The sequence below is a fragment of the Herbiconiux sp. 320_LB genome (assembly GCF_059691755.1).
Map to the genome: position 1 here is coordinate 13,632 of NZ_JCAWAD010000007.1, position 20,676 is coordinate 34,307.

Here is a 20,676-nt window from a genome sequence, read left to right on the forward strand (position 1 = left end):
CGCCAAGGAGCCTGCCCATGTCCACGTCCATCCATCGCGATCCCGACTATCCGCGGCCGGATTTCGACCGCTCCGATCGCTGGATGTCGCTCAACGGACAGTGGGATTTCGTTCCCGACCCCCCTGCGACCGCCGACACGGCGTCCGCATTCGCGGGCGGGGTCGAGACCATCGCCGTCCCCGGTCCCTGGGAGACCTCGGCCGACGGTGGCCGGCACGACTGGCTCGAGGTCGGCTGGTATCGCCGCCGTATCACCGTCCCCGAAGAGTGGGCCGGGGAACGGATCGTGCTGCACTTCGGCGCCGTCTTCCATAGGTGCGAAGTCTGGGTTGACGACCGGCATGTCGGCTCGCACACCGGCGGGTACCTGCCCTTCTCCTTCGACGTGACCGAGGAGACGGCTTCCGGCGAAGCGACGCTGGTCGTCCGTGTGGTGTCCCCGAAGGACAAGCGGGACATCCCGCACGGTAAGCAGCGCAGTCTCCCGTACGACGACTACAACGGCTGCTCGTTCACCCCGAGCAGCGGCATCTGGCAGTCCGTCTGGCTGGAGCCCCGGCCTGCGACCTATATCGAGCAGATCGCGCTCACCCCGGCCGCCTCGCTCGACGCGGTCGACGTGGTCGTCACCGTCGGCGGCCGGTCGCTCCGGGGCTGCCGCGTCTCCGCGCGACTCGTGGACGGGGGCCCTCCGGTGGATGCCGCCGTCGACGGCGACCGGGTCGCCCTGACCCTCCCGATCACCGAGCCCCGGTTGTGGAGCCCCAGCGACCCGCACCTGTACGAGGTCGAAGTCGTCCTCGAGAGCCAGGACGGGACCGACCGGGTGCGCTCGTACACCGGGCTGCGCACCATCGAGGCCCGCGAGAAGGCCCTATTCCTCAACGGCGAACGGATCTACCTGCGCGGCGTCCTCGACCAGGGATACTGGCCCGGAACCGGACTGACCGCACCGAACGACGCGGCCCTCCGCCACGACCTTGAACTCGCCCGTGACGCCGGCTTCACCCTCGTCCGCAAGCACCTGAAGGCCGAGGACCCGCGATGGCTGTTCCACGCGGACGCCATGGGGATGCTGGTCTGGTCGGAGCCGGCCTGCACCGGCCGCTACTCCCCTGCGGGAGCCGCAGCATTCGAGGCCGAACTGACCGGCCTGATCGAACGCGACCGCAACCACCCGAGCATCGTCATCTGGTCCGCCTACAACGAGGAGTGGGGCCTCGACTGGGACCTGGAGGGAGCCCCCGAACGACGAGCAGCCGCGGTCCGCGCCTATCGGCTGATCAAGGAGGCTGACCCGACCCGCCTGGCCATCGACAACTCCGGATGGACCCATGTCGAGACGGATCTGCTCGACTGGCACTACTACAACGAGAACGCCCACGGCTTCCGCCACGCGATCGAAGGGTTCCTCGACGGGGACCGGCCCGACTTCGAGGTCTTCCACACCGCCGAGTACCCGATCCCGAAGTCCCTGGGCGCTTCCGGCTTCGAGCGTACGGACCAGCCGATCCTCAACAGCGAGTACGGCGGAGGCTGGAACAGCCTCGAGCGCGCCTGGCACTCCCGCTGGCAGACGCAATTCCTGCGGCTGCAGGAAGACAACCAGGGCTACGTCTACACCGAGCTTTACGACATCGAGCACGAGACCGTCGGCGTCTACGCGTTCGACCGGTCCAGCAAGGATCAGGGCGGTTTCTCGCAGAGCGATGCACACGCTAGCACGGTCCTGATCCCCGTCGTCGCACCGATCGCGGTGGGAGCCGACCTCATCGTGCCCGGCGGGAGCACCATCGCGATTCCGGTCGTCGTGTCGCACCACGGCAGCTCGCCCATCCAGGGGTCGCTGACCTGGAGCTTCGGGGACGAGCACGGCGAGGTCGCCGTGACCGCGACCCCGTTCCGCCTCGGCGAGCCGCAGCTCGTGGAAGTCACGCTTCCGCAGCGCTACGAGGCGGGGACGCTCACCCTCGCCCTCTCGAGCGGCAGCGAGACCGTCGCCCGCACCTTCATCGATCTCCGCGAGGAAGAGCCCGTCTCGCACCTCCCTTCCGACCCGCATTGGCGTGCCCAGCCGGCACGCCCAGAACGGAGCTACCGCTATGACACCCACTGAGACCCCGATCCCGCGCCCGGAGCACCCACGCCCCCAGTTCATCCGACCCCACTGGCTGAACCTCAACGGCGTGTGGCAGTTCGAGCTCGACGATTCGGACAGCGGTCTGGAGCGGGGAATGCTCGAACGCGAACTCCGCGACACCATCGTGGTCCCCTTCGCACCCGAGTCCGAGCTCTCCGGCGTCGCCGACACCGATTTCCATGACGCGGTCTGGTACCGCCGCGACATCAGCGTCCCCGCCGAGTGGCCGGACGAGCGGATCATCCTGCACTTCCAAGCCGTCGACCACGACAGCACCGTCTGGGTCAACGGCGTCGAGGCGGGTCGACATCGCGGCGGCTTCACCCCGTTCTCGTTCGACATCACCGACCTGCTCGATGCCGACCGGCACGGGACGATCCTTCTCCGCGCGCGGGACCCGCACACCGGCCCACAGGCCCGCGGCAAGCAAGCGACCTGGTTCGCCAACACCGACTGCTTCTACACGCGCACCACCGGCATCTGGCAGACCGTCTGGCTCGAATGCCGGCCGGCCGCGTCCTTCGGCCGCCCCCGCATCACCCCGAACTCGGACGAGGGGACGTTCGAGATCGAACCGGACCTGCGGGGCGCCCGGCCCGGGCAACGGATCGTCGCCCGCATCCACGACGACGACGGCGTGATCGACGAGGTCAGCACGATCGTGGGCGCCACCATGGCACCCACCCTCCACGTCACCGTCCCGGCGCCGCGCCAGCGACTGTGGACCCTCACAGACCCGTTCCTATACGACATCGAGCTCACACTCTGCGACGCCGACGGATCGCCGATCGACCGCCTCATCTCCTACGCCGGATTGCGCAGCGTCTCCATCGACGGCCGTCGCATCCTGCTCAACGGGCAGCCCGTCTTCCAACGCCTCGTCCTCGACCAGGGCTACTGGCCGGAAAGCCTGATGACGGCGCCCTCGGACGACGAACTGGTCGCCGACATCCTCCGGAGCAAGGCCGCCGGATTCAACGGGGCGCGCGTCCACGAGAAGGTCGCCGAGGAGCGCTTCCTCTACCACGCCGACCGGCTCGGCTACCTCGTCTGGGGCGAGTTCGCCGACTGGGGTTCCTCCGGCCAGGGACCCGAGGGCGACAACCAGCGGCCGACCGCGGGCTACGTCGCCGAGTGGGTCGAGGCGGTCACCCGCGACTACAGCCACCCGTCCGTCATCGGCTGGTGCCCTCTGAACGAGACCTACCAAGTCCTCCACGATCGGATGACCGTGCTCGACGACGTCACCGAGGCCATGTTCCGGGCCACCAAATCGATCGACCGCACCCGACCCGTCGTGGACTCCTCCGGGTACTCGCATCGCGTGATCGACACGGACGTCTGGGACGCCCACGACTACGAGCAGGACCCGCACGCGTTCTCGCTCAACCACTCCGGACTGGCGGACGGATCCCCCTACGTCAACCGCAGCGCGGACGGCAAGGACTACTCCCGCCCGTACCGCGGACAGCCCTTCATGGTCAGTGAATTCGGCGGCATCTGGTGGGTGCCCGAGATCGCTGCGCACGTCGACGGCGAAGACCGTGAAGCCTCCTGGGGCTATGGCCAGCGCATCGCGGACGAGGAGGAGTTCTACGCGCGATTCGAAGGACTCGTCCGCGTGCTCGACCAGAACCCGCACATGTTCGGCTACTGCTACACGCAGCTCACCGATGTGTTTCAGGAACAGAACGGCATCTACCGCTTCGACAGGAGCCTCAAGCTCGACGTCGATCGGATCCGCACCATCCAGGAGCGGGTCTCCGCCTATGAGAACACGAGAGAAGAAGAGCAATGGCGCACCAGAGAACACGAAGAATCGGCAGCATCGCACTGATCGGAGGCCTTCTCGCGGCAGCCCTCACCACGGGCGTGGCCGCTCCAGCGCTCGCGGACGGACTCCCCGACGGGACGCCCTTCCAGTGGAGCGGGCCAACGCTCATCCAAAACCAACCGCAGTTCACCGACGCCGGACCCGACGCGATCCAGAGCGCTCCCGGGAAATACGGGTCGCAGTTCCCCCGCCTCGTGAAGCTGGCGGACGGGTCCTGGCTCATCGGCTACACCATCATGGACAACGACGGGTACACGCACGACCCTGCCGGCGGCACCCGGCTCCAATTCAAGTCCAGCTCCGACAACGGCCGCACCTGGACCCTCCGGGGCACGTTGAGCGAAGCCGGCCGAGACCTGGACAACGCTCAGCTGGTCCAGCGCGCAGACGGGACCATCGTCCTCGCCTACCGCTCCGTGCGGTGGGGCGAGTCGTACCGGATCCTCGTCCGCACCAGCACCGACGGCGGAGCGACCTGGGGCTCGGCCACCACCGTCGACGCCAACGAAGGTGCGCCCGGCAGCCTGTCCAACCCGGACCGAGGCGTCTATGAGCCGAACATGAACGTCTTCCCCAACGGCGACATCGGGATCATGTACGCCAACGAGAAGTACGCGCTCGCCACACCCGCCTACTCGCAGGTCATCTCCATGAAGGTGTCGACCACCGGAGGAACCAGCTGGGGCGCCGAGACCTTCCCGGTGAAGGACCTGAACAACTCCGCATCGCGTCCCGGCATGCCCGTATGGACCCGGATGACGAACGGGTCGTGGGTCCTCGTGTACGAGCTCTGCGGGACCGACGGCTGCAACGGGTGGGTGAAGACCTCCACGGACGGGCGCACCTGGAGCAGCGCACTCGGGCAACGCCTGCCGGCAGAGACTGGGGCGCCCTACGTGCTCTCGCTCAGCGACGGGCGGCTCGTGGTCACCTCCAACACGCACGAAATGCTCATCAGCCGCGACTTCGGGCAGAACTGGTACTTGGACGACCGCAACCCATGGGGCCCGCTGTCCACCGATGACAACTTGTGGCCCGCGATCATCCAGACCGCGTCAAACGAGATCGCTGTGGTCACATCGGCGGGGCGGGCACCCGCGTTCAGTAACGGCCACAACATCCAGATCAAATTCGGCACCTTCTCGCCGCTGAATCAGCCGGCTCCGATCGATGGAGCGACGTACACCTTCACCGCACAGCACAGCGGGCTGAACCTCGACGTCGACCAGGGGTCCGGTCTAGACGGCGCGAAGGTCCAGCAGTACACGCCCAACAACCTCCCCCCGCAGAACTGGGTCCTCCACAAGCAGGCCGACGACGCCTACCTCCTCCAGAACCAGCAAAGCGGAAAAGTCCTCGACGTCGACGCGAATTCGATGGCCGACGGCGCCAAGGTGCAGCAGTACGGCATTACGGGATGCGCATGCCAGCACTGGTTCCTCGACTATGTCGGAGGCGGCAACTATCAGGTGCGTGCGGCACACAGCGGCAAGAACCTCGACGTCACCGCCGGATCGACCACTCCCGGAGCAGCGGTGGAGCAGTGGTCGAACAACTTCGCTCGACCGCAGCGCTGGAAGCTAACCCAGAAGTAGGCGTTACTCCGGCCTCCTTTATCGGGAGGCCGGAGTGCCGACTACAGAACCGCCCCGACCGCCGACTTCTGCCACGCCCCGGGCCTCGTGCCCGTCGCGTCGCGGAAGAACACGGAGAAGTTGGACGCGTCGCTGAAGCCCAGGGCGCCGGCGCAGGCCGCCGACGTGAGTCCCTCGTGCGCGAGCAACCGCTTCGCCTCGAGGGCGATCCGCTCCAGCAGGTACGCCTTCGCAGTCAGGCCCGTCGCCCGCTTCACGGCCCGCGAGAGGGTGCGCGGGGCGTACCCGAGAGTCCGAGCGTAGTGCTCGGCGTCGTGGTGCTGGCGGAAGTCTGCCTCGACCAGCGTCTGGAAGGACAGGAACAACGGGTTATCGGGCCCGGGGCCTTCCTTTGGGGGCCGGAGTCGGGCGAGCAGGGCCGAGAGCAGGATCGCGGACAGCTCCCCCGAACCGTCGACGGGCGGGGCGCCTGCTTCCAGGACCAGGTGATCGAGTGCCGCGTCGACGAACGGGCGGTGATCCGGTGGGAGCACCCATACGGGCTGAAGGTCCGGGGTCGCGACGAGTGCGCGGGTCGGGTCGGTGACGGGCGCGGTCGGGACGAAGAGGACCAGGCGGCCGCTCAGCTCGCCGACATCGTCCCAGCGATGCACGGCGCCGGGCGGGATCCAGACCGCGACGCCCGGCGAGAGGTGGTGCTGGACGAAGTCGACCGTGACCGCGCCCGTCCCCGCGTCGACGAACGCGAGGACGTGGAAGTCGGCTCGCTGCGTGTCCCCGTCGTTCATCGACCGCAGCCGCGCGAACGTGAGTGTCTCGACCTGCCGCCCGCCGGGATCGAGCGGCACATAGCTCATCTGCGTGATCGACGACACGTGTCCAGTTTGCACCATGACAAGTCCTGTCCTGCCGATGACTCTGGCGGCTGCGGGAGGTTGCATGGAGGAGTCGTATCAACCGAATCGAGGAGAACCGTGACCGAAACGCACCACATTGACCTTCCCGCATCCGACCGCCGCCCCGGCAGCGGTCCCACCCTGGTCTTCCTGCACTACTGGGGTGGCAGTGCTCGGACCTGGGATCTCGTGCGGGACCGCCTCGCGGGGCGTGACACCATCGCCGTCGATCAGCGCGGCTGGGGTCGCTCCCGCACCCTGCCGGGGCCCTACACGCTGGATCAGCTCGCCGACGACGTGCTCGCCCTGATCGCCGACGCCGGGATCGACGACTATGTCCTGGTCGGCCACTCCATGGGCGGCAAGGTCGCCCAGCTCGTCGCGTCCACCCGCCCGGACGGCCTGCGCGGCATCGTGCTCGTCGGCCCCGGACCGGCGAAGCCCGCCGCGATGATCACCCCCGAGTATCAGACCGCCCTGTCGCACGCGTACGACTCGGCGGAGTCCGTCGCTGGAGCGCGCGACCACGTCCTGACCGCGTCGCCCCTGCCCGGGGGATGGGCAGACCAGGTCGTCGCGGACTCTATGTCGAGCGCAAGCGACGGCGCGCGGACCGAGTGGCCGCTGCGCGGTATCGCCGAGGACATCAGTGACCGCACCCGCCGGATCGACGTGCCGGCGCTGGTGATCGGGGGCGAGCACGACCGCGTGGAACCTGTCGAGGTCCTCCGCGACAATCTCCTGCCCTACCTCGCAGACACGGAGTTCGTGGTGGTCCCCGACACGGGCCACCTCATCCCGCTCGAGGCAGCGGAAGCCCTCGGCGACGCCATCGCCGGGTTCGTCGACGCCCGCTGACACCGGAAACGGGGCGAGCGGCGTTCTTCAGGCATTACGTCGGGAACACCGCTCGCTCTTGCTGCCTGGCAGGGTGAGCCTGGAGCTGCCGGAGCAACCGCTCGTCCGCGCTGCCGGGTTCGGCGGAGTAGAGGTCGCTGCCATCGATGGTGGGGCCGTCGCAATCGAGGGAGATCGGCCCGAGCGTGGGGTACGCGATCCGGCAACATGAAGCCGAGAGTATGGTGCGTTCGTCGTGCTCGCGCTGGTCGCGATTCTTGGAATGCGTGTTGCGAGTCGGGTATCGATCTTCGTGAGACTGAGAGCGCAACACAAGTCGGCCTTGCGCTCCGAAGCAGGTGGCCAGGGGTACCTGCAGAGGGATGGCTCGGTGGGACGGCTGGTAGCAGTGGTTGGGCTGTTCGATAGCGACGGGCGCACAACGCCCCTCGCCGCGGCGCGGGCGATGCTGCGAGGATCACGAGAACTCTCCGATGAGCCAGAGGCCGACACCTCCAAGGGGTGATTAACTGCTCCCCGAGGAGCGACAGTCCGAGGAAGCCTTCTCCCATGTTGGGCGTGTCCGTCAGGAGTCTGCTTCTGTGGATGAGCCCGGTCCTTCCGCGGGAAAGCCGGTATGCAGGGCATCGATGCCGGTGAGAATGATCTCAATCCCCGCTCGGAACTGCTGGCGGTCGTCGTGCTCGACGAGCTGCTGTTCGATCCGTGCCAGGAACGGGAATCCACCGCGGTCCGGTCCGACCAACGGGGACGTCGACGATTGAATGAATCCCGGCCGGTCGCCCTGGGCCTGGTCAAGGTATTGACCCGCGTAGTACTGGCTCGCGACGCCGAGGACGTGGTGCACCAGCGCCGATGCCGCATCGAACTGCGCTCGCTCTGGCACGCCGAGGGCGCTCACCTCTGATCCGATGCGGTCGAAAAGCTGCAGAACGGCCGGCTGCCACGGGGCGGCAATAAGCTGCGACCCCAGCCACGGGTGCGCGGTGATCGCGTCGAAGACGCCGTCGGTCACGTCGCGGATGCTCGTGGCCGGATCGGCACTCGCCACCGCGCCGAGGATCTCGGTCATCATGGCGGCCGCCGCTGCCGAAAGCAGCTCACTTTTGTTCGCCACATGGTGGTAGAGGGCCCCCGCGCCGGTCGCGAGGTCTGCCGCGAGGGCACGGAACGTCAGCGCCTCGATCCCGCCCGCATCAAGGAGCGCGATCGCCGCAGCGACGATCCTGGCCTTCGTCAGCGCATCGGATCTACGCTCCTGTCGCTGCCGCATTTCGCTCACGGAACCATGTTGACACATTTTGGAACGGCGTTCCATACTAGTGGAACAACGTTCCAATATCGAGAGGAAGCCACTGTGGCACTCAAAGACCAGCCCTCGTACATCATCAAGATGCGCGCCAAGCCCGGAATGGGCGATCGTCTGTTCCACCTCGCAACGGTCGGCATGCAGAAGTCCGATTCCTCGGACCGATTCATCATGCTGCGCGAGGACGCCGACCCAGACGTGCTCTGGAACATCGAGGTCTTCCGCTCCGTCGAGGCCAAGGACGGTTACGAGAACAGTCTCCTGGCCGACGAACTGCGCGACGAAATCATCGGCCTTCTCGCCGAGCCGCCCGTGCGCATTGAGGCGCACCCCTACTCTGCGATCCCTGTCCTCCCCGGCGATGCCGGGTAGTCTGACCGCGTCTGTCCGCCGAACACACGAGCCCCGGGTGGCGATGCGCCTCCTGGGGCTCGTCTGCGTTTCCGGCAGCCGATCCCTGGCTGAGCGCTCAATCAAAATCGGTATGTGCGCTCCTCCGCGAGCGTGTGTCGGCGGTCAATGACGCCGATAGCCGTCGACAAATTTCTCCCCTACCGGTAACGCGCTATCGCGGCACCGGCCCGGCGGACTCGTCATCGGTAGAACGACGGCGGCGCGCCGAACGTCCTGGTGAACGCGGCCGTGAACGCGGCGGGTGATGCGTAACCGAGTCGTCCTGAGGTCTCCGTCACGTTAGACCGCCGCAACAACGGCAAGCTTGCCAGCAGCCGCGCGCGGGTCCGCCACGCGGCCGGGCTCAACCCCGTCGCTTCACGGAAACGCCGATCCAGAGTCCGCTCGCTCATCACGCACGCCTGCGCCCAGTCCTCGTTCGTCGTGCGCGCTGACGGGGCCTCCAGGTACGAACGGCACAGCGCGCGAAAGGGTTCCGTCGACGGCAGCGCGATGTGCAGCGGAACGGGCGCGAGATGTCGGACCTCGTGCAGAACCAGCTGAATCACCGCTCCGTCGCGACCAGCGAGGTCGTATGGGATGGCGAAGTCGTCGGCTGCCCTCAGAAGCTCCCGCAGCAGCGGACTGACCTCGACGACGGTGCAGACGGAGGGCCACCATGGCACCGCGATGGGTTCGATGTACAGGCTCCACGTCGTGACGTCGAGGAACCGCACCTCGTGCGACGTGCCCGGCGGGACCAAGACGGCTCGGTCGGCTGGAATCGTCCACGAGCCGTCATCGGTGACGACGAGCATGACGCCGCTGCCTGCGTACAACAACTGTGCCCGCCGGTGCTCGTGGCGTGCGAGCAGATGATCCGGCGGGTAGTCGGTGCCGATCGGCAAGACGTCGATCGGCAGCGAATCCAGTTCAGACAGGCGAGCACCTCGCATTCTTCAATGTTATGGCGAGATCGCAATAGTTTCTGTCGTTCCGTCGATTGCTGGCCATCAGCGCAGATTGTGAACTGGGGTCGTGGAAATCTTGATCCTCGTATTGGTGGGTGGGCTCGTCGGCCTGACGACGGTGCTGTTCGGCTTCGGCGGCGGGTTCGTCACGGTCCCGATCGTGTCGGTGGTGGATTCTGCGCTCGGGGGCGACGCGATCCGGGTCGCCACAGCGACGTCGGCATTGGTGATGCTGGTCAACGCGGCCGTCGCCACCGCGTCGACCAGGCGGAACGTACTCGGCGCGCTCCACGGACGGGCATGGCTGTTCGCCCTTCTCGCCATCGGCGGCGGGATCGGCGCGACGGCGGGCCGATGGGCCCCCGACCTCCTGCTCCGATGGGGGTTCGCCGGGTACGTCGGCATCACCGTCCTCGACCTCCTCGCACGGCCGGGCTTCTTCCGGCCGTCGTCCGACACGCCGCAACGAAATAGGCCCCGGAACGCAGGCATACGGACATGGTTGGGCCTACCGATCGGGACGGTCGCCGCGCTCCTCGGCGTCGGCGGTAGCGTGATGACGGTGCCGATGATGCGGCGGGCGGGCGCCTCCATGCAAGCAGCGACGGCCTTGGCCAACCCGCTGACCCTCGCGATCGTCACGCCCGCCATCGTCGTGACGCTGCTCCTACCCGGTCACATGAGGCCCGAGGGCGGCCTCATCGGGGCCGTCGACGTGCGGACCGCATTGGCGCTACTCGGAGGCGCAATGCCCGTCATCATCACCCTCCGACGCCGTCCACCCCGCATCCCGGAAAGCATTCACGCCGGAGGCTACGTCGCTCTGCTCGTCGCGGCAGGCATGGTGGTTGCGCTCAGCTGACCATTGCCCTCGGTAGTCAGACGTCCAGCTCATGCCCTCCACGGTCAGGCTCCCGCACCCGGCGAAGGTGTGACGAAGCCCTCCCTCACCGTGCATCGTTCGGCTCCCTCCGCGTTGAGGCACGAGCTGCCGGGAGCTTGTAAGCGAGACCCTCCCGATCTCCGGCTTTTATCCGCTCGACGACCACTCGGACTCCGGCCTGTTGAGTTTTGAACGGAATGGGGCGACTGTTGCCCTCGCGTCCGTCGGGGCCTCGGCGAGTTCCTCCGGGTGCCGCTGGCCATCGCGGTGGGCTTCAGCCTCCTGGCCGCAGTCGTGGCCTGGGCCGACGCCCAGCGACTGCTGCCGGGGCCGGTACGCCAGGCCTTGGAAGCGATCGTCCCCGCCGGCGACGCAACCGATTTCATTTCGGCGATGGTGACGAGCCTCATGACGGTGACCTCGATCACCTTCTCCGTGCTGCTAATCGCAGTCCAGCCCAGCTCCGAACACCGCGGATCGGAGCCGAGCAGGTGTGGCCGTCACGCGCTCGCCTCGCTCGACGGGTCGTCGTCCGGGGCGGTGTCCTCGCCCGGGCTCCACAGCGGGCGGGTCACCCGTCCAGCCCCCGGGCCCGTGGTCGCTTCTCGCAGCTCCGCCAGGCGCTCGGAGATCTCGTCCGCAGAGAGCGTCGACGGGCCCAGGTAGACCCGCGGGATGATCTCGCCGCCCGTGGCCACGAACGCCACTTCGTAGTTCGCGGCGGTTTTCACGACGGTGAAGTGCGACACGTGATCCATGTTCACGACGAACGGGGTCGGGGCGTTGAGGGCTGTGACGTCTTGCGCCAACAGGAAGCGAACGAAGGTCACCGCTGCCCCTGCTCCCACTCGGCGCGCGTCATGCCGACTGGGGCGTGCGCTGAGCCGTCCGCGACCGGCACGCTCTCGTAGCGCGTGACGTAGGTGTGGTGATCGCGCAGCGCCCTTCGCACGCCGAGCCGGATCGCCCAGGTGAGCAGGTAGAAGACCACGGCGACGGACACGATCAACAGCGCGATACTGGTGAGCAGCGCTCCGGGTGAGTCGAAGATCGGCATGTTCATTGCTGTTCCTTCCTCGAGGCGGTTGACACGTACGTGTCAACCGGCGCGCCGGCCTCAGCCGACAAGTAGCGGGGCGTCTGATCCGCCGAAGTCGATGTGTAGGTGGTTGCAGGAGTCGTCGAACTCGGTCCAGTGGGTGAGTTTGACGGTCACGCCCGCGGCGGCGCGACACGACGACTGGCCGACGTGGCTGCCGTCCGGCATCACGGGGTCCAGGAGCGCGATGACCCGGAGGGACTGTCCGTCTGCTCCGGTGAGCCCGTTGCCGTCGAGTCGGTAGAAGTCGATCGCGTGCCCGCCGCCGTCTTTGTAGTGCGACGAGGCGGTGCCCGCGCCCTCGATCTGGCCGGTGCACTTGCGGTTGATGTCGGAGACGCCGACGTTCTGGAACTCGCGCACGACGAGCACGAGGATCTGCAGGACACGGGTGTCCACGCCGCAGTCGGGCACGGTCTTGCCCTCGGCAATCCAGCGAATCTCCTTCATGTGATCCGGGACCGAGCCGACCAGCCGCCCGTCGTCCATCGCCTTCACCAGTTCCTGAGCGAGGGCCTGCGCGTTGCCGCTGACGCTGCCGCAGCTGCCGGAGGGGGTGAGCCCGCCCAGGGTCTGCACGATCGTGGTGGCCGGATCGAAGAACGGCGCGTAGTGGTACGGGTCGGCGTTGCCCTGGATCTCGTGAATGGCGAGGGTGGGCTGCATCGTCTCCCAGCCGGGAAGCTGCGCCAGCCGGGCGAAGAAGAAGCCTGCCGCCTTCGTCGGGTCCATCCGGTCGGCCAGGCTCCCCCACCACGGCTGCTGTTGGAACAGGCCCACCGACTGCGTGGGCGACCCGTCCGGGTTGGTCACGCCCTGGCCCTCGTCGCCGTGGTCGAGGTTGCGGAGGGAGGACTCCCCCATCGCCGTCATCACGCCGATGACCTGCGCCTGGGTCGGTAGGCCCGCGCTGGTGGCCGCGTTCATGATCAGCGAGGCGTTGACGAGCTGGTCGCCCTTGTAACCGGCTATCTCGCCCGCGGCCGCGACCTTCTGCGCGTCGACGGTCGTCGACCCGCACCCCTGCGGCGTCCCTGAGGACAGCACGACGGTGCCGGTGAGCGTGACGATCAGCCCGACGACACCGACCGTGACAGAGCGCAGAATCCCCATTCGCTACACCTTGGCGGCGACGGCCAGACCCTCGTCGGTGTCGGTGATCTGCTTCTCCCACGGCGAGCGGATGTGCTGCACGTGAGTCTCGGGGTGGGAGCCGTACTTGAAGATGTAGTGGCCGTCGCGCAGCGTCTCGATCGTGCGGGCCGTCTCCGGGGCGAGCCCGAACGTCTGCTGCGCCCACAGGGCATCCTCGGGGCGCGACTGCCGGTAGGCGACGATGGTCTGCGCCTCCTGGATGATCGCCATTCCGGGCGAGTCCTTCGGGATGTCGGTGCCCTTGTGCATCACGAACACGTTGGAGATCCCGAGTGCGCGGGAGAGCTTCTGGTTCGACTTCACCAGCTGCGCGGAGGGGCCACCGATCATGTGCCAGCCCTCTTCGTAGACGCAGTTCGTCACCGAGTCGCGCTCCTGCTTCAACCGGCCGAGCATCCACATGTTGCCGATCGCCATGACGACCGGCACCGCGGGGCCCTCGTCGGGCAGCTGCGAGATATCGAACGAGGTCAGCTTGGCGCCCAGGTCCACGGCGCGGGACGTCTCCCCGTCGAGCAGACCCGCGTACTCGTCCAGGAGCCCGTTGAGGGTGAAGCGGACGCCGAGCCCGGCACGGTGCAGGTCATCGCGGGCCTGCGGTGAGAGATCCGCGTACTCGGGGTCGCTGGCGATGCGGCCCAGGTTCGGGAGCACATCGGCCAGCACCGGAGTGCGGCCGTCCTCGTGGGCGGTGACGGTGAGTCGGAGAGCGGCGCGGAGCGCCTCTTCTTCCCACTCCCCCAGCGGCTCGTCGCCTCGTGCGATGCGGGTGACGGTGTTGAGCAGTCGCACCATCCCCTGGATGCCGCTGCCGCGCGACACCATCGGGTCGAGCAGGTTCAGGGTCGTTCCCGACCCGTCCGCGGCGAACCGGATGGGCTCGTGCCCGTAGTGGCGGGTGACGTTGGAATACTCCCCCTCCCCCATCTGATCCTTCTTGTCGAACACCACCGCGCGGCGGTTCTTCAGCAGCAGCGGCCGCAGCACGTAGTTGCACTTCGTGTGCGAGCTTTTCCCGCTGCCGACGTCGCCCACGATGATCACGTTCGGGCTCGACACCTCGCGCGGCGTCGAGTTGTAGGCCGTGGGCGGGTCGTAGGAGATCCGCGTGCGAGAGAGCACGTCGCGGCCGTTCACGATGCCCTTGGTGCCGGTGGGCGGGCCGATGATCGCGGTGTTCAGGATCTCGGCCTGCCGGGTCGTGGTCGGGGCTCCCTGCAGCGCGGGCGCGTACCGGCCGCGGCGTGCAGCGCCGGCCTTGGTGCGCAGCTTCGAGCCCGGCACGTTCCACGGCACGATCTCGGTGCGCGAGGGCGTGCCGCCCTCGTCGACGGGGATCTCGACGGGCGGCGCGAAGTTGCGGAGCACTGGCATCGACCAGAACCGGGAGTGCTTGGGCTCTTCGGCGTGTGCGTTCACGAGATCGCTTCCTTCTCTGACTTCCCGGCAAGCCGGGTGTAGACCCGCGCCGAGAACGTCGACGGGACGGTGCTGATGCCTCGGCCGATCGGCCACGTCGTGCCGGACGCGGCCGACTGGTAGGAGTCCAGCCACTCCAACCGCTCGATGCCGAGCCCGGAGGCGCAGACGTCTTCCAGCTGCCGGGAGGCGCGGCCTAGCTCCTCCTTGCTGCGGACGGAGATCGTCACGTAACCGATCCACGCGGCTCCGTGGTGCTGCGAGCCCGCCACCAGGTCGCGGGTGCGGCGCTGGGCCGCGCTGAGCTGCACGTCGGTGTCGCCCGTGTCGACCTGGCCCGCCTCGCGTCGGGACAGCTTCTCGGCGGTGTCGCGCACGAGATCCTGCTTCGCCGCGGTCTTGGCTTCCGCGGCCGGGATCAGGTCGATGTGGAACGAGACGGTGCGGATGAATCGGATGTCTTTGCCGATGAGCAGATCCAGCATCCACAGCTGCGACCGGCCCGCGGTGGCCATGTTCTCCGACCGGATCGCGGCGGTGCGGTGCCACCACTCCACGGGCTCGCCCGTGATCGGGTCGGTGCCCGACACGACGTGCGCCGAGAACTCATCGTGTGAGGGCAGGCCCGCGCTGGCCGGGTCGGCGTCGGCTACGTAGTCGATCGGCCGGGAGGGGTTCTGCTGGTGCAGGATCGTCGCGGTGACCTGGCGTGCGGTGAGCACGTCGACGTGGCCGACCCGGGCCTCGACGAGCCCGCGGCTGGTCGCCTCGATCTCCTGCTGCATCAGTGCCCGCCACCCGTCGCGCCCCTCGCCATACTTCGCAGCCGCGTCGTAGAACGCGCCGCCCAGGGGCCACACGACGGTGATGAAATGGCGCTGCACCATCGCGTCTTCACCCGTGAGTCGCAGCACGTCCTCGTAGGACTTGATCGCGTCGGCCGGCGCGGTCGGGTCGAGGCTGTTGAGCACCCAGAACTCTTGCAGCGCCGAGTCGGCGGGCAGCACCCGCGTGGACACCTGAGCGCGCTTGACCAGCGCGGACGGCGCGGCGCGGGAGGCGAGGAACTGGCCCCAGGCGGTGGCCGCACGGCTCATCACGGCCGACGACTCGATGCCGCGCAGCTGCCCGGTGACGGTGAACGCCACCGAGAGGTAGGGCTGCTCCCCTAGTGGGGCGTGCCAGGCGATGCCGGGCTCTCCGCGGCCCATCTGCAGCCAGCCCATCCCGTCCGATCCGTCCGGGTTCGCTCGCATCGCCGCGGCGGCGCGCTCCGCCCGCCAGAGCGCGCGGCGACGCTGCTTGCCCTTCATGCGGCGGGCCTCGTTCACGGCCTCCTGCAGCTGGTCCCACGCGCCGACCTCGTACGGCACGAACGCATCCGTTCCGTCCGCGATCCGGCCCTTCATGCGGCTGCGTCGCGTGCGCCGGTCAACGATCGACCCGCGGTGCGTGCGGGCGGTGACGAGGAACGTCAAGCCCACCCCGGCGATGCCGAACACGAGGCCCGGCCAGCCGACAAAGACGGTCAGGATCATCCCTCCGACGCCGAACACGGCGAGCAGGAGGATGCGAGTCCGGGAGTGCGTACCGCCGAAGAAGGAGCGGTGCCCGCTCTCTCCCCCCAGGTACCGCGCTACGGCGCGGGTCGGCGTGTTGCTCATCAGAGTTTGTCCTGTCCGATCGTGGATTCGTTCATCGGTTCGGTGGCCATTCCCCCGGCCTCGTCGGTCAGGTCTTTGGCCTTCTCGGCTGCCGCTGCAGCGCCCGCGGCGAGCAGCGTCGGAACGCCGATCACGGCCCCGACGCCGGTACTCGACTCGGCGGTCCCGGCTGCGACTGCCGCGCCCTCGGCCGCGGTCGCTCCGCCTGCAGCTCCGGCCCCTGCGGACGTCGCGCCGATTTCCTCAGCGGCGCCAGAAACACCCTCACCAGCTCCCGCGCCCGCACCGGCTGCGCTCTCCCCCGCCGATCCGGCGTGGGAGGCCGAGATCGTCGATAGGCTGTCGGACTCTTCCGACGTCTCGCTCGTCGACGTCGTGTTGGAGGTCGTCGACGTCGAGCTGGGTTCGCTCTCCGTTCCGCGGCCGTACCGGTTCGTGGCGTCGGTCATGTTGGACGGCCCGATGTCGTTGCTGTCCGACCCGCCGCCGCTTTGGAAGTTCGGGCCGGACGAGGAGGGCCCGGCAGGGATCACGGGTGCGAACTTCATCAGCAGGATCGGCGAGAGCGCCGCCATGAACATGGCGATCAGCGCGACGATCAGTGTCACGAAGCTCTGCAGCGAGAGGTTGTTGCCGAACGTCCCGACTGAGTTGGCCATCATCGAGAATGCGACGCCGAGCAGGAGAAACATCACCGGATGCGCGGCGAGGAGGCCGAGCCACAGCCATGCCAGCTTCGCGCCGAACTGGCGGCGCTGCTTGCTGATGATCCACACCAGGCCGAGCGGGAACAGTACGCCCGTGAAGTAGAGCGTGACCAGCTGCACCAGGAACACCAGGAGCACCAGGAACAGCGCGATCACCATGAGCAGCATGAGCAGCGCTGCGATCGGCACGCCGCCCGTGACCCCTGCGGGATCGGTGTTGTCGATCATCGACTGCAGCTGCGACGTCGTGGTGTCGATCGAGCCGACGATGCCCGCTTGGGCGAAGACGTCGGTGAGGGCGTGGAAGAACTCAATCAGCAAGATCCCGGCCGCGGGTCCGAACATCGCTCCCACCAGGAACATCGGAAAGTAGAGTCCGATCGTTTCCAGAAGATCCCGGCCCGAGATCGTGTTGCGGGCGGTCGCGACCACCTGCGGGATGATCAGCACGACCGCGACGAAGATTGCCGCCGCGAACGAGATTGCGTAGAGCCTCAGGAACCAGTCGACGGTCAGGTCCGGGAGGACCGCGCCCGTGAGCGCCGGGAGGATGTCGTGGGCCATGCCCGACGCCGCGTCCTGCAGCGCCTTGAAAGTGTTCCCCCACGGGTCCGACCAGTAGTTCACGGCTCCCACTGCACCGTTGATGGCGTCGCCAATCCCATTGACGATGTCTCCGATCCCGCCGCCTCCGCCTGCGGGCGGTGGGGTTGTGGAGGTCGGGTCTGGGGTGGGGATCGTCGTCATGCTCAGCACCCCCCGGTGAACGCTGTACCGATCGCGTAGAGGTCTTCGGTGGTGCGGGTGCCGGTCGAGCTAACGAACTTCCACGCCCCGTCCTCCCAGGTCACGGTGAAGGTGATCGAGCCCCGCATGGTGGTGTTGAGTGCGCCGTCGACGACGATCCCCGATCCGATCGTGACCACGACGTCATCGCCAGAGAACGACTCCAAGTGATAGACGCCGGGGATGGTGGAGCGGTAGTAGTCCTGACCGTCAGGGACGAAGCCGCCCGACACGTTGGGGTTGCCCGCGAAGAAGGCCACCAGGTCTTTCGTCTCAGCTCCGCTCGCGATCGCGGCCGACTGCACTTCCTGCGCGTCCGCCGCGGACGGGTAGGGGTACTGGTAGAGGAATCGCATCATCGCTGCGGCGAACTCCACCGCGCCGTTGCTGGTGTGTGGTGCGGCCTGCTGAGCTGCGAGCACCATGGCGGCGTCGCGGCCGCTGCCTCCGAGGCATCCTGTGGGTGCCGGGTCAGCGCCGATCGGCGCGGCTCCCGTGGGAGTCGCGCTCGAGGCGGGGTGGCCGCCCGTTCCATAGACCGGCGGGTTTGAGCGACCCGATGCGTAGATGCTTACCCCGACGATGAGCGCGGCAACGACGATCGCAGCGCCGATGATCCACGGCCACTTCCGGCGCGGGGGCCTGGCGGTTGCGCGAGCCATGATCGCTCCTAACCGGCAATCGCCAGGATCGCTCCGACGATCACGGCCAGCGCGGCGAGCACGCCCAGCGCGATACCGGCCCACATCGCCTGCGTGCGGGCGGTCTTGTACTCCTGCGGGTTGCCCGAGTTGGACGAGCTACCCATCTTGATAATCCCCACGATCAGGAACACGACCGACAGGATGATGCCGATAGCCCAGATCCCGGCGATGATCTTCTGCCACAGCTCGGTGAACTCGGCTCCGAAGATCGTGAAGTCGGGGAGGATGCCGTCGAGCGGGTTGTCGATGCGCGGCACGGATGCGGCGAGCGTCTGGATGAGCATGGTGGAAGTCCTTTCGAGTTAGCGAACGTTGCTCTGCAGGGCGCGCACGACGCCGGAGGCGGCGGCGGCAAGGGCCCAGTAGGTCGTCGGGTTCAGGTGGCCAAGCGTGAGCGGGCCACGCTCGGCAATGTGGGGGTCGTAGGGGATCGTGAACACCTGGCCCACGCGGGCTCCGGTGATGATCCGATCGACTCGTTCGACGACCTGCGGGTTCTCCACTCGTCCGTCCTGCAGACGCAGCATCACGGCGGTGTCGGCCAGCTTCGCGGCGTGCCCGCCCTGGGCGCGCAGCCCTTCGAGGAGCTGGATCGCTTCGAGGATCGAGTCGCCCGCGTTGTAGGTCGGGATCACCAGCACGTCGGCCGTTTCGACCGCTCCGCGGAACGCCGACGAGGACGGCTGGTTGCCGCTGTCCATGACGCGGATGCTGTAGAACTCATCGACCACCCGGGCGACGGCCAGCACCTCGTCGTAGGTCAGCTGGGGCCGATGCCCCACGGTGCCGATCACCGACGCGAACGACGTCTGCGGCGCGGTGTACCCGGCCAGCTGTCCGGCGTTCTTGATCTTGTCAACGTCGCGCACAAGCTCACCGAGTCCGATCGAGGGCGAGCCCTCGGCCCGGAACGTCAGCGCGCCGGAGTCGTCGGCGACCTCCATGATTGCGACGGAACCGCCGCGCACGGAGGCGAACACTCCCCCGAGCCCGAGCGACATCGGCGTCTTGCCGACGCCGCCCTTCTTGTTGGCCACGAGCACGCTCACCGGCCGCGTCCACACGGCCTGACGAATGATCTCTTCGAAGATCCGCAGCTGCTCGGCGGTGTCGAGCTCGCGCTGCTCGACCGGTCCCGGAGCCATCCGAATACCGATCTTCGACAACGCCCCACGGAAACCCTTGGTCGCGGTCGCGGGCTTCTGCACTCTCGACACGGTGCCGAGATCCGCGATCGGCAGCGGCTCCGCGAGCAGCCCTGAGGCGTCTTCTGGCGTGGCCGGCACGGGGGCCGGCTCAACGGCCGGCGCAGGGGCCGGCGCGACCTCAGCCGACGTCGACGCGGCGCTCAGCTCGGCGGCGAGATCCGCGGACTCTGCCGCTGCAGGAGCGGGCTGCAGCGCGTGTGCGGGCTCGACCGGCCGCAACGGCTCGATCGGCTCGACTCCCTCGACGTACTTGTCTGCTCGGGACGCATTCCGAAACGCGGTCACCCGCGCTTCCGTGGGCTGCTCGTCCGACATTCGCCTCACCCTTCCTCTCTGGCCCCCATTTGCGGGGAAGGTACCAACGGCCCCCGACATCGCCGGACCGCAAATTACAACCAACTACCTTCTTGTTGAAACAACAGGCTACGCCGCCTCAGCGGTCGGTCAAGTCGATCGATACGTAACCTGAATGAGGGCCAAGAGCATTCTGAGACGCGACCAGACTTCCGCATGTTTTGGAACTTCTAGTCCCAAAACGCCGAGATCCCCGCCACTAGTGGAGTTGAGATCTCGAATCCAGTAGGATGCCGCAAATATACTTGAACTAGTAGGTGCTCGCTCGGGCCGAGGTTCTCAGGAATCGCCCGTGAAAATCACCCCTCGTCGGCCTCTCGGGCAATATGGATCACATGCCGTCTCGCCTGAACGCTCCTGACATGCCCGATCGGGCTGCAGCTGCACACCGGGCCGTGAGCGGAAACGGCCGCCTCCGAGCCCTCCGGTTCCTGCTCGATCACCCAAACTCGACCCGCGCCGATCTCGCAGAGGGCGCGGAGATGAGCACCGCGGCTGCTCAGTCTGTCCTGATCGAGTTGGAGGAGCTGGGCTACGTCCACGCGAATACCGACGAGCCCCGAAACGGGCGCACGATCCGCTACAGCGCCGACCGCGCACGGCTGACCCGCGACCTGCACGAGTTCGTCGGCTGGACCGTCAGCTAGACACCACTCCCCCGCCGCGGCCATACGCGGCCGCCTGGCGCGTTGACCCACCC

The 20,676-nt window shown here is 67.7% G+C and carries 19 protein-coding genes and 1 pseudogene; 8 read left to right on the plus strand and 12 right to left on the minus strand.

Annotated elements, in window-relative coordinates:
* The first annotated feature begins 17 nt into the window (after nt 1–17).
* The 3 genes from AC59HU_RS16905 to AC59HU_RS16915 are packed head-to-tail and all read left to right on the plus strand — an operon-like array spanning nt 18 to nt 5,570.
* Nucleotides 18–2,117, plus strand: coding sequence for a glycoside hydrolase family 2 protein (locus AC59HU_RS16905; protein ID WP_497224592.1), 2,100 nt, complete (start codon nt 18–20; stop codon nt 2,115–2,117).
* Nucleotides 2,104–3,978 carry a glycoside hydrolase family 2 protein gene (locus tag AC59HU_RS16910; RefSeq protein WP_497224593.1) on the plus strand — a complete coding sequence of 625 codons (1,875 nt, stop codon included), beginning with the start codon at nt 2,104–2,106 and terminating at the stop codon, nt 3,976–3,978. The genes AC59HU_RS16905 and AC59HU_RS16910 overlap by 14 nt, the downstream gene beginning before the upstream one ends.
* Nucleotides 3,936–5,570: an RICIN domain-containing protein gene (locus AC59HU_RS16915; protein ID WP_497224594.1), complete on the plus strand. Its 1,635-nt coding sequence runs from the start codon at nt 3,936–3,938 to the stop codon at nt 5,568–5,570. Before AC59HU_RS16910 ends, AC59HU_RS16915 begins: the two co-directional genes overlap by 43 nt.
* Nucleotides 5,571–5,611: 41 nt before the next feature.
* Here the strand turns inward: AC59HU_RS16915 and AC59HU_RS16920 are convergent, their stop codons facing one another.
* Nucleotides 5,612–6,445 (minus strand): AraC family transcriptional regulator, encoded by an 834-nt coding sequence (locus AC59HU_RS16920; RefSeq protein ID WP_497224595.1) that lies wholly within the window; start codon nt 6,443–6,445, stop codon nt 5,612–5,614.
* 99 nt (nt 6,446–6,544) lie between these two features.
* Here AC59HU_RS16920 and AC59HU_RS16925 point away from each other — a divergent pair, with 99 nt between their 5' ends.
* Nucleotides 6,545–7,324, plus strand: coding sequence for an alpha/beta fold hydrolase (locus tag AC59HU_RS16925; protein ID WP_497224596.1), 780 nt, complete (start codon nt 6,545–6,547; stop codon nt 7,322–7,324).
* Nucleotides 7,325–7,889: 565 nt separating this feature from the next.
* On the opposite strand, the gene AC59HU_RS16930 is transcribed toward AC59HU_RS16925, so the two are convergent.
* A complete protein-coding gene (locus AC59HU_RS16930) occupies nt 7,890–8,597 on the minus strand; it encodes a TetR/AcrR family transcriptional regulator (RefSeq protein WP_497224623.1) in 708 nt (235 codons plus the stop codon).
* An 84-nt stretch (nt 8,598–8,681) separates the two neighbouring features.
* Here AC59HU_RS16930 and AC59HU_RS16935 point away from each other — a divergent pair, with 84 nt between their 5' ends.
* On the plus strand, nt 8,682–9,005 hold the full coding sequence (locus tag AC59HU_RS16935; RefSeq protein ID WP_497224597.1) for a putative quinol monooxygenase: 324 nt from the start codon (nt 8,682–8,684) through the stop codon (nt 9,003–9,005).
* Between the two features lie 221 nt (nt 9,006–9,226).
* Here the strand turns inward: AC59HU_RS16935 and AC59HU_RS16940 are convergent, their stop codons facing one another.
* Complete coding sequence (locus AC59HU_RS16940; protein ID WP_497224598.1) at nt 9,227–9,982, minus strand: AraC family transcriptional regulator; 756 nt, start codon at nt 9,980–9,982, stop codon at nt 9,227–9,229.
* 82 nt (nt 9,983–10,064) lie between these two features.
* Between AC59HU_RS16940 and AC59HU_RS16945 the strand changes: the two genes are divergently transcribed.
* Entirely contained in the window at nt 10,065–10,859 is a 795-nt protein-coding gene (locus tag AC59HU_RS16945; protein WP_497224599.1) for a TSUP family transporter, read from the plus strand.
* Between the two features lie 270 nt (nt 10,860–11,129).
* Nucleotides 11,130–11,339: pseudogene (locus AC59HU_RS16950) on the plus strand (hypothetical protein); the annotation flags it as partial.
* A gap of 41 nt (nt 11,340–11,380) precedes the next feature.
* Here AC59HU_RS16950 and AC59HU_RS16955 read toward each other — a convergent pair.
* Genes AC59HU_RS16955 through AC59HU_RS16995 form a run of 9 tightly spaced genes read right to left on the minus strand, consistent with a single transcriptional unit; the run spans nt 11,381 to nt 19,937 of the window.
* Nucleotides 11,381–11,710, minus strand: a complete 330-nt coding sequence (locus AC59HU_RS16955) for a hypothetical protein (protein WP_497224626.1) — start codon at nt 11,708–11,710, stop codon at nt 11,381–11,383.
* Complete coding sequence (locus AC59HU_RS16960; protein ID WP_497224600.1) at nt 11,707–11,943, minus strand: hypothetical protein; 237 nt, start codon at nt 11,941–11,943, stop codon at nt 11,707–11,709. The genes AC59HU_RS16955 and AC59HU_RS16960 overlap by 4 nt, the downstream gene beginning before the upstream one ends.
* A 54-nt stretch (nt 11,944–11,997) precedes the next feature.
* Nucleotides 11,998–13,092, minus strand: a complete 1,095-nt coding sequence (locus AC59HU_RS16965; RefSeq protein ID WP_497224601.1) for a hypothetical protein — start codon at nt 13,090–13,092, stop codon at nt 11,998–12,000.
* A gap of 3 nt (nt 13,093–13,095) precedes the next feature.
* Entirely contained in the window at nt 13,096–14,553 is a 1,458-nt protein-coding gene (locus tag AC59HU_RS16970; protein WP_497224602.1) for a putative type IV secretion/conjugal transfer ATPase, read from the minus strand.
* Nucleotides 14,550–16,217: an SCO6880 family protein gene (locus tag AC59HU_RS16975; protein ID WP_497224603.1), complete on the minus strand. Its 1,668-nt coding sequence runs from the start codon at nt 16,215–16,217 to the stop codon at nt 14,550–14,552. The genes AC59HU_RS16970 and AC59HU_RS16975 overlap by 4 nt, the downstream gene beginning before the upstream one ends.
* Complete coding sequence (locus AC59HU_RS16980; protein ID WP_497224604.1) at nt 16,217–17,671, minus strand: hypothetical protein; 1,455 nt, start codon at nt 17,669–17,671, stop codon at nt 16,217–16,219. The genes AC59HU_RS16975 and AC59HU_RS16980 overlap by 1 nt, the downstream gene beginning before the upstream one ends.
* 2 nt (nt 17,672–17,673) lie before the next feature.
* The gene (locus AC59HU_RS16985; RefSeq protein ID WP_497224605.1) at nt 17,674–18,372 is read right to left on the minus strand and encodes a hypothetical protein; all 699 of its coding nucleotides are present in this window, start codon (nt 18,370–18,372) and stop codon (nt 17,674–17,676) included.
* Between the two features lie 8 nt (nt 18,373–18,380).
* On the minus strand, nt 18,381–18,698 hold the full coding sequence (locus AC59HU_RS16990; protein ID WP_497224606.1) for a hypothetical protein: 318 nt from the start codon (nt 18,696–18,698) through the stop codon (nt 18,381–18,383).
* Between the two features lie 18 nt (nt 18,699–18,716).
* The gene (locus tag AC59HU_RS16995; protein WP_497224607.1) at nt 18,717–19,937 is read right to left on the minus strand and encodes a MinD/ParA family ATP-binding protein; all 1,221 of its coding nucleotides are present in this window, start codon (nt 19,935–19,937) and stop codon (nt 18,717–18,719) included.
* A gap of 521 nt (nt 19,938–20,458) precedes the next feature.
* Here AC59HU_RS16995 and AC59HU_RS17000 point away from each other — a divergent pair.
* A complete protein-coding gene (locus AC59HU_RS17000; RefSeq protein ID WP_497224608.1) occupies nt 20,459–20,623 on the plus strand; it encodes a hypothetical protein in 165 nt (54 codons plus the stop codon).
* Nucleotides 20,624–20,676 lie beyond the last annotated feature (53 nt).

Excerpts from the sequence above, each read along its gene's own strand:
- AC59HU_RS16940 (WP_497224598.1), bottom strand. The coding sequence starts at position 9,982 with ATGCGAGGTGCTCGCCTGTCTGAACTGGATTCGCTGCCGATCGACGTC.
- AC59HU_RS16965 (WP_497224601.1), bottom strand. The coding sequence starts at position 13,092 with ATGGGGATTCTGCGCTCTGTCACGGTCGGTGTCGTCGGGCTGATCGTC.
- AC59HU_RS17000 (WP_497224608.1), top strand. The coding sequence starts at position 20,459 with ATGAGCACCGCGGCTGCTCAGTCTGTCCTGATCGAGTTGGAGGAGCTG.
- AC59HU_RS16905 (WP_497224592.1), top strand. The coding sequence starts at position 18 with ATGTCCACGTCCATCCATCGCGATCCCGACTATCCGCGGCCGGATTTC.
- AC59HU_RS16910 (WP_497224593.1), top strand. The coding sequence starts at position 2,104 with ATGACACCCACTGAGACCCCGATCCCGCGCCCGGAGCACCCACGCCCC.
- AC59HU_RS16995 (WP_497224607.1), bottom strand. The coding sequence starts at position 19,937 with ATGTCGGACGAGCAGCCCACGGAAGCGCGGGTGACCGCGTTTCGGAAT.
- AC59HU_RS16960 (WP_497224600.1), bottom strand. The coding sequence starts at position 11,943 with ATGAACATGCCGATCTTCGACTCACCCGGAGCGCTGCTCACCAGTATC.
- AC59HU_RS16930 (WP_497224623.1), bottom strand. The coding sequence starts at position 8,597 with ATGCGGCAGCGACAGGAGCGTAGATCCGATGCGCTGACGAAGGCCAGG.
- AC59HU_RS16980 (WP_497224604.1), bottom strand. The coding sequence starts at position 17,671 with ATGACGACGATCCCCACCCCAGACCCGACCTCCACAACCCCACCGCCC.
- AC59HU_RS16985 (WP_497224605.1), bottom strand. The coding sequence starts at position 18,372 with ATGGCTCGCGCAACCGCCAGGCCCCCGCGCCGGAAGTGGCCGTGGATC.
- AC59HU_RS16915 (WP_497224594.1), top strand. The coding sequence starts at position 3,936 with ATGGCGCACCAGAGAACACGAAGAATCGGCAGCATCGCACTGATCGGA.
- AC59HU_RS16990 (WP_497224606.1), bottom strand. The coding sequence starts at position 18,698 with ATGCTCATCCAGACGCTCGCCGCATCCGTGCCGCGCATCGACAACCCG.
- AC59HU_RS16975 (WP_497224603.1), bottom strand. The coding sequence starts at position 16,217 with ATGAGCAACACGCCGACCCGCGCCGTAGCGCGGTACCTGGGGGGAGAG.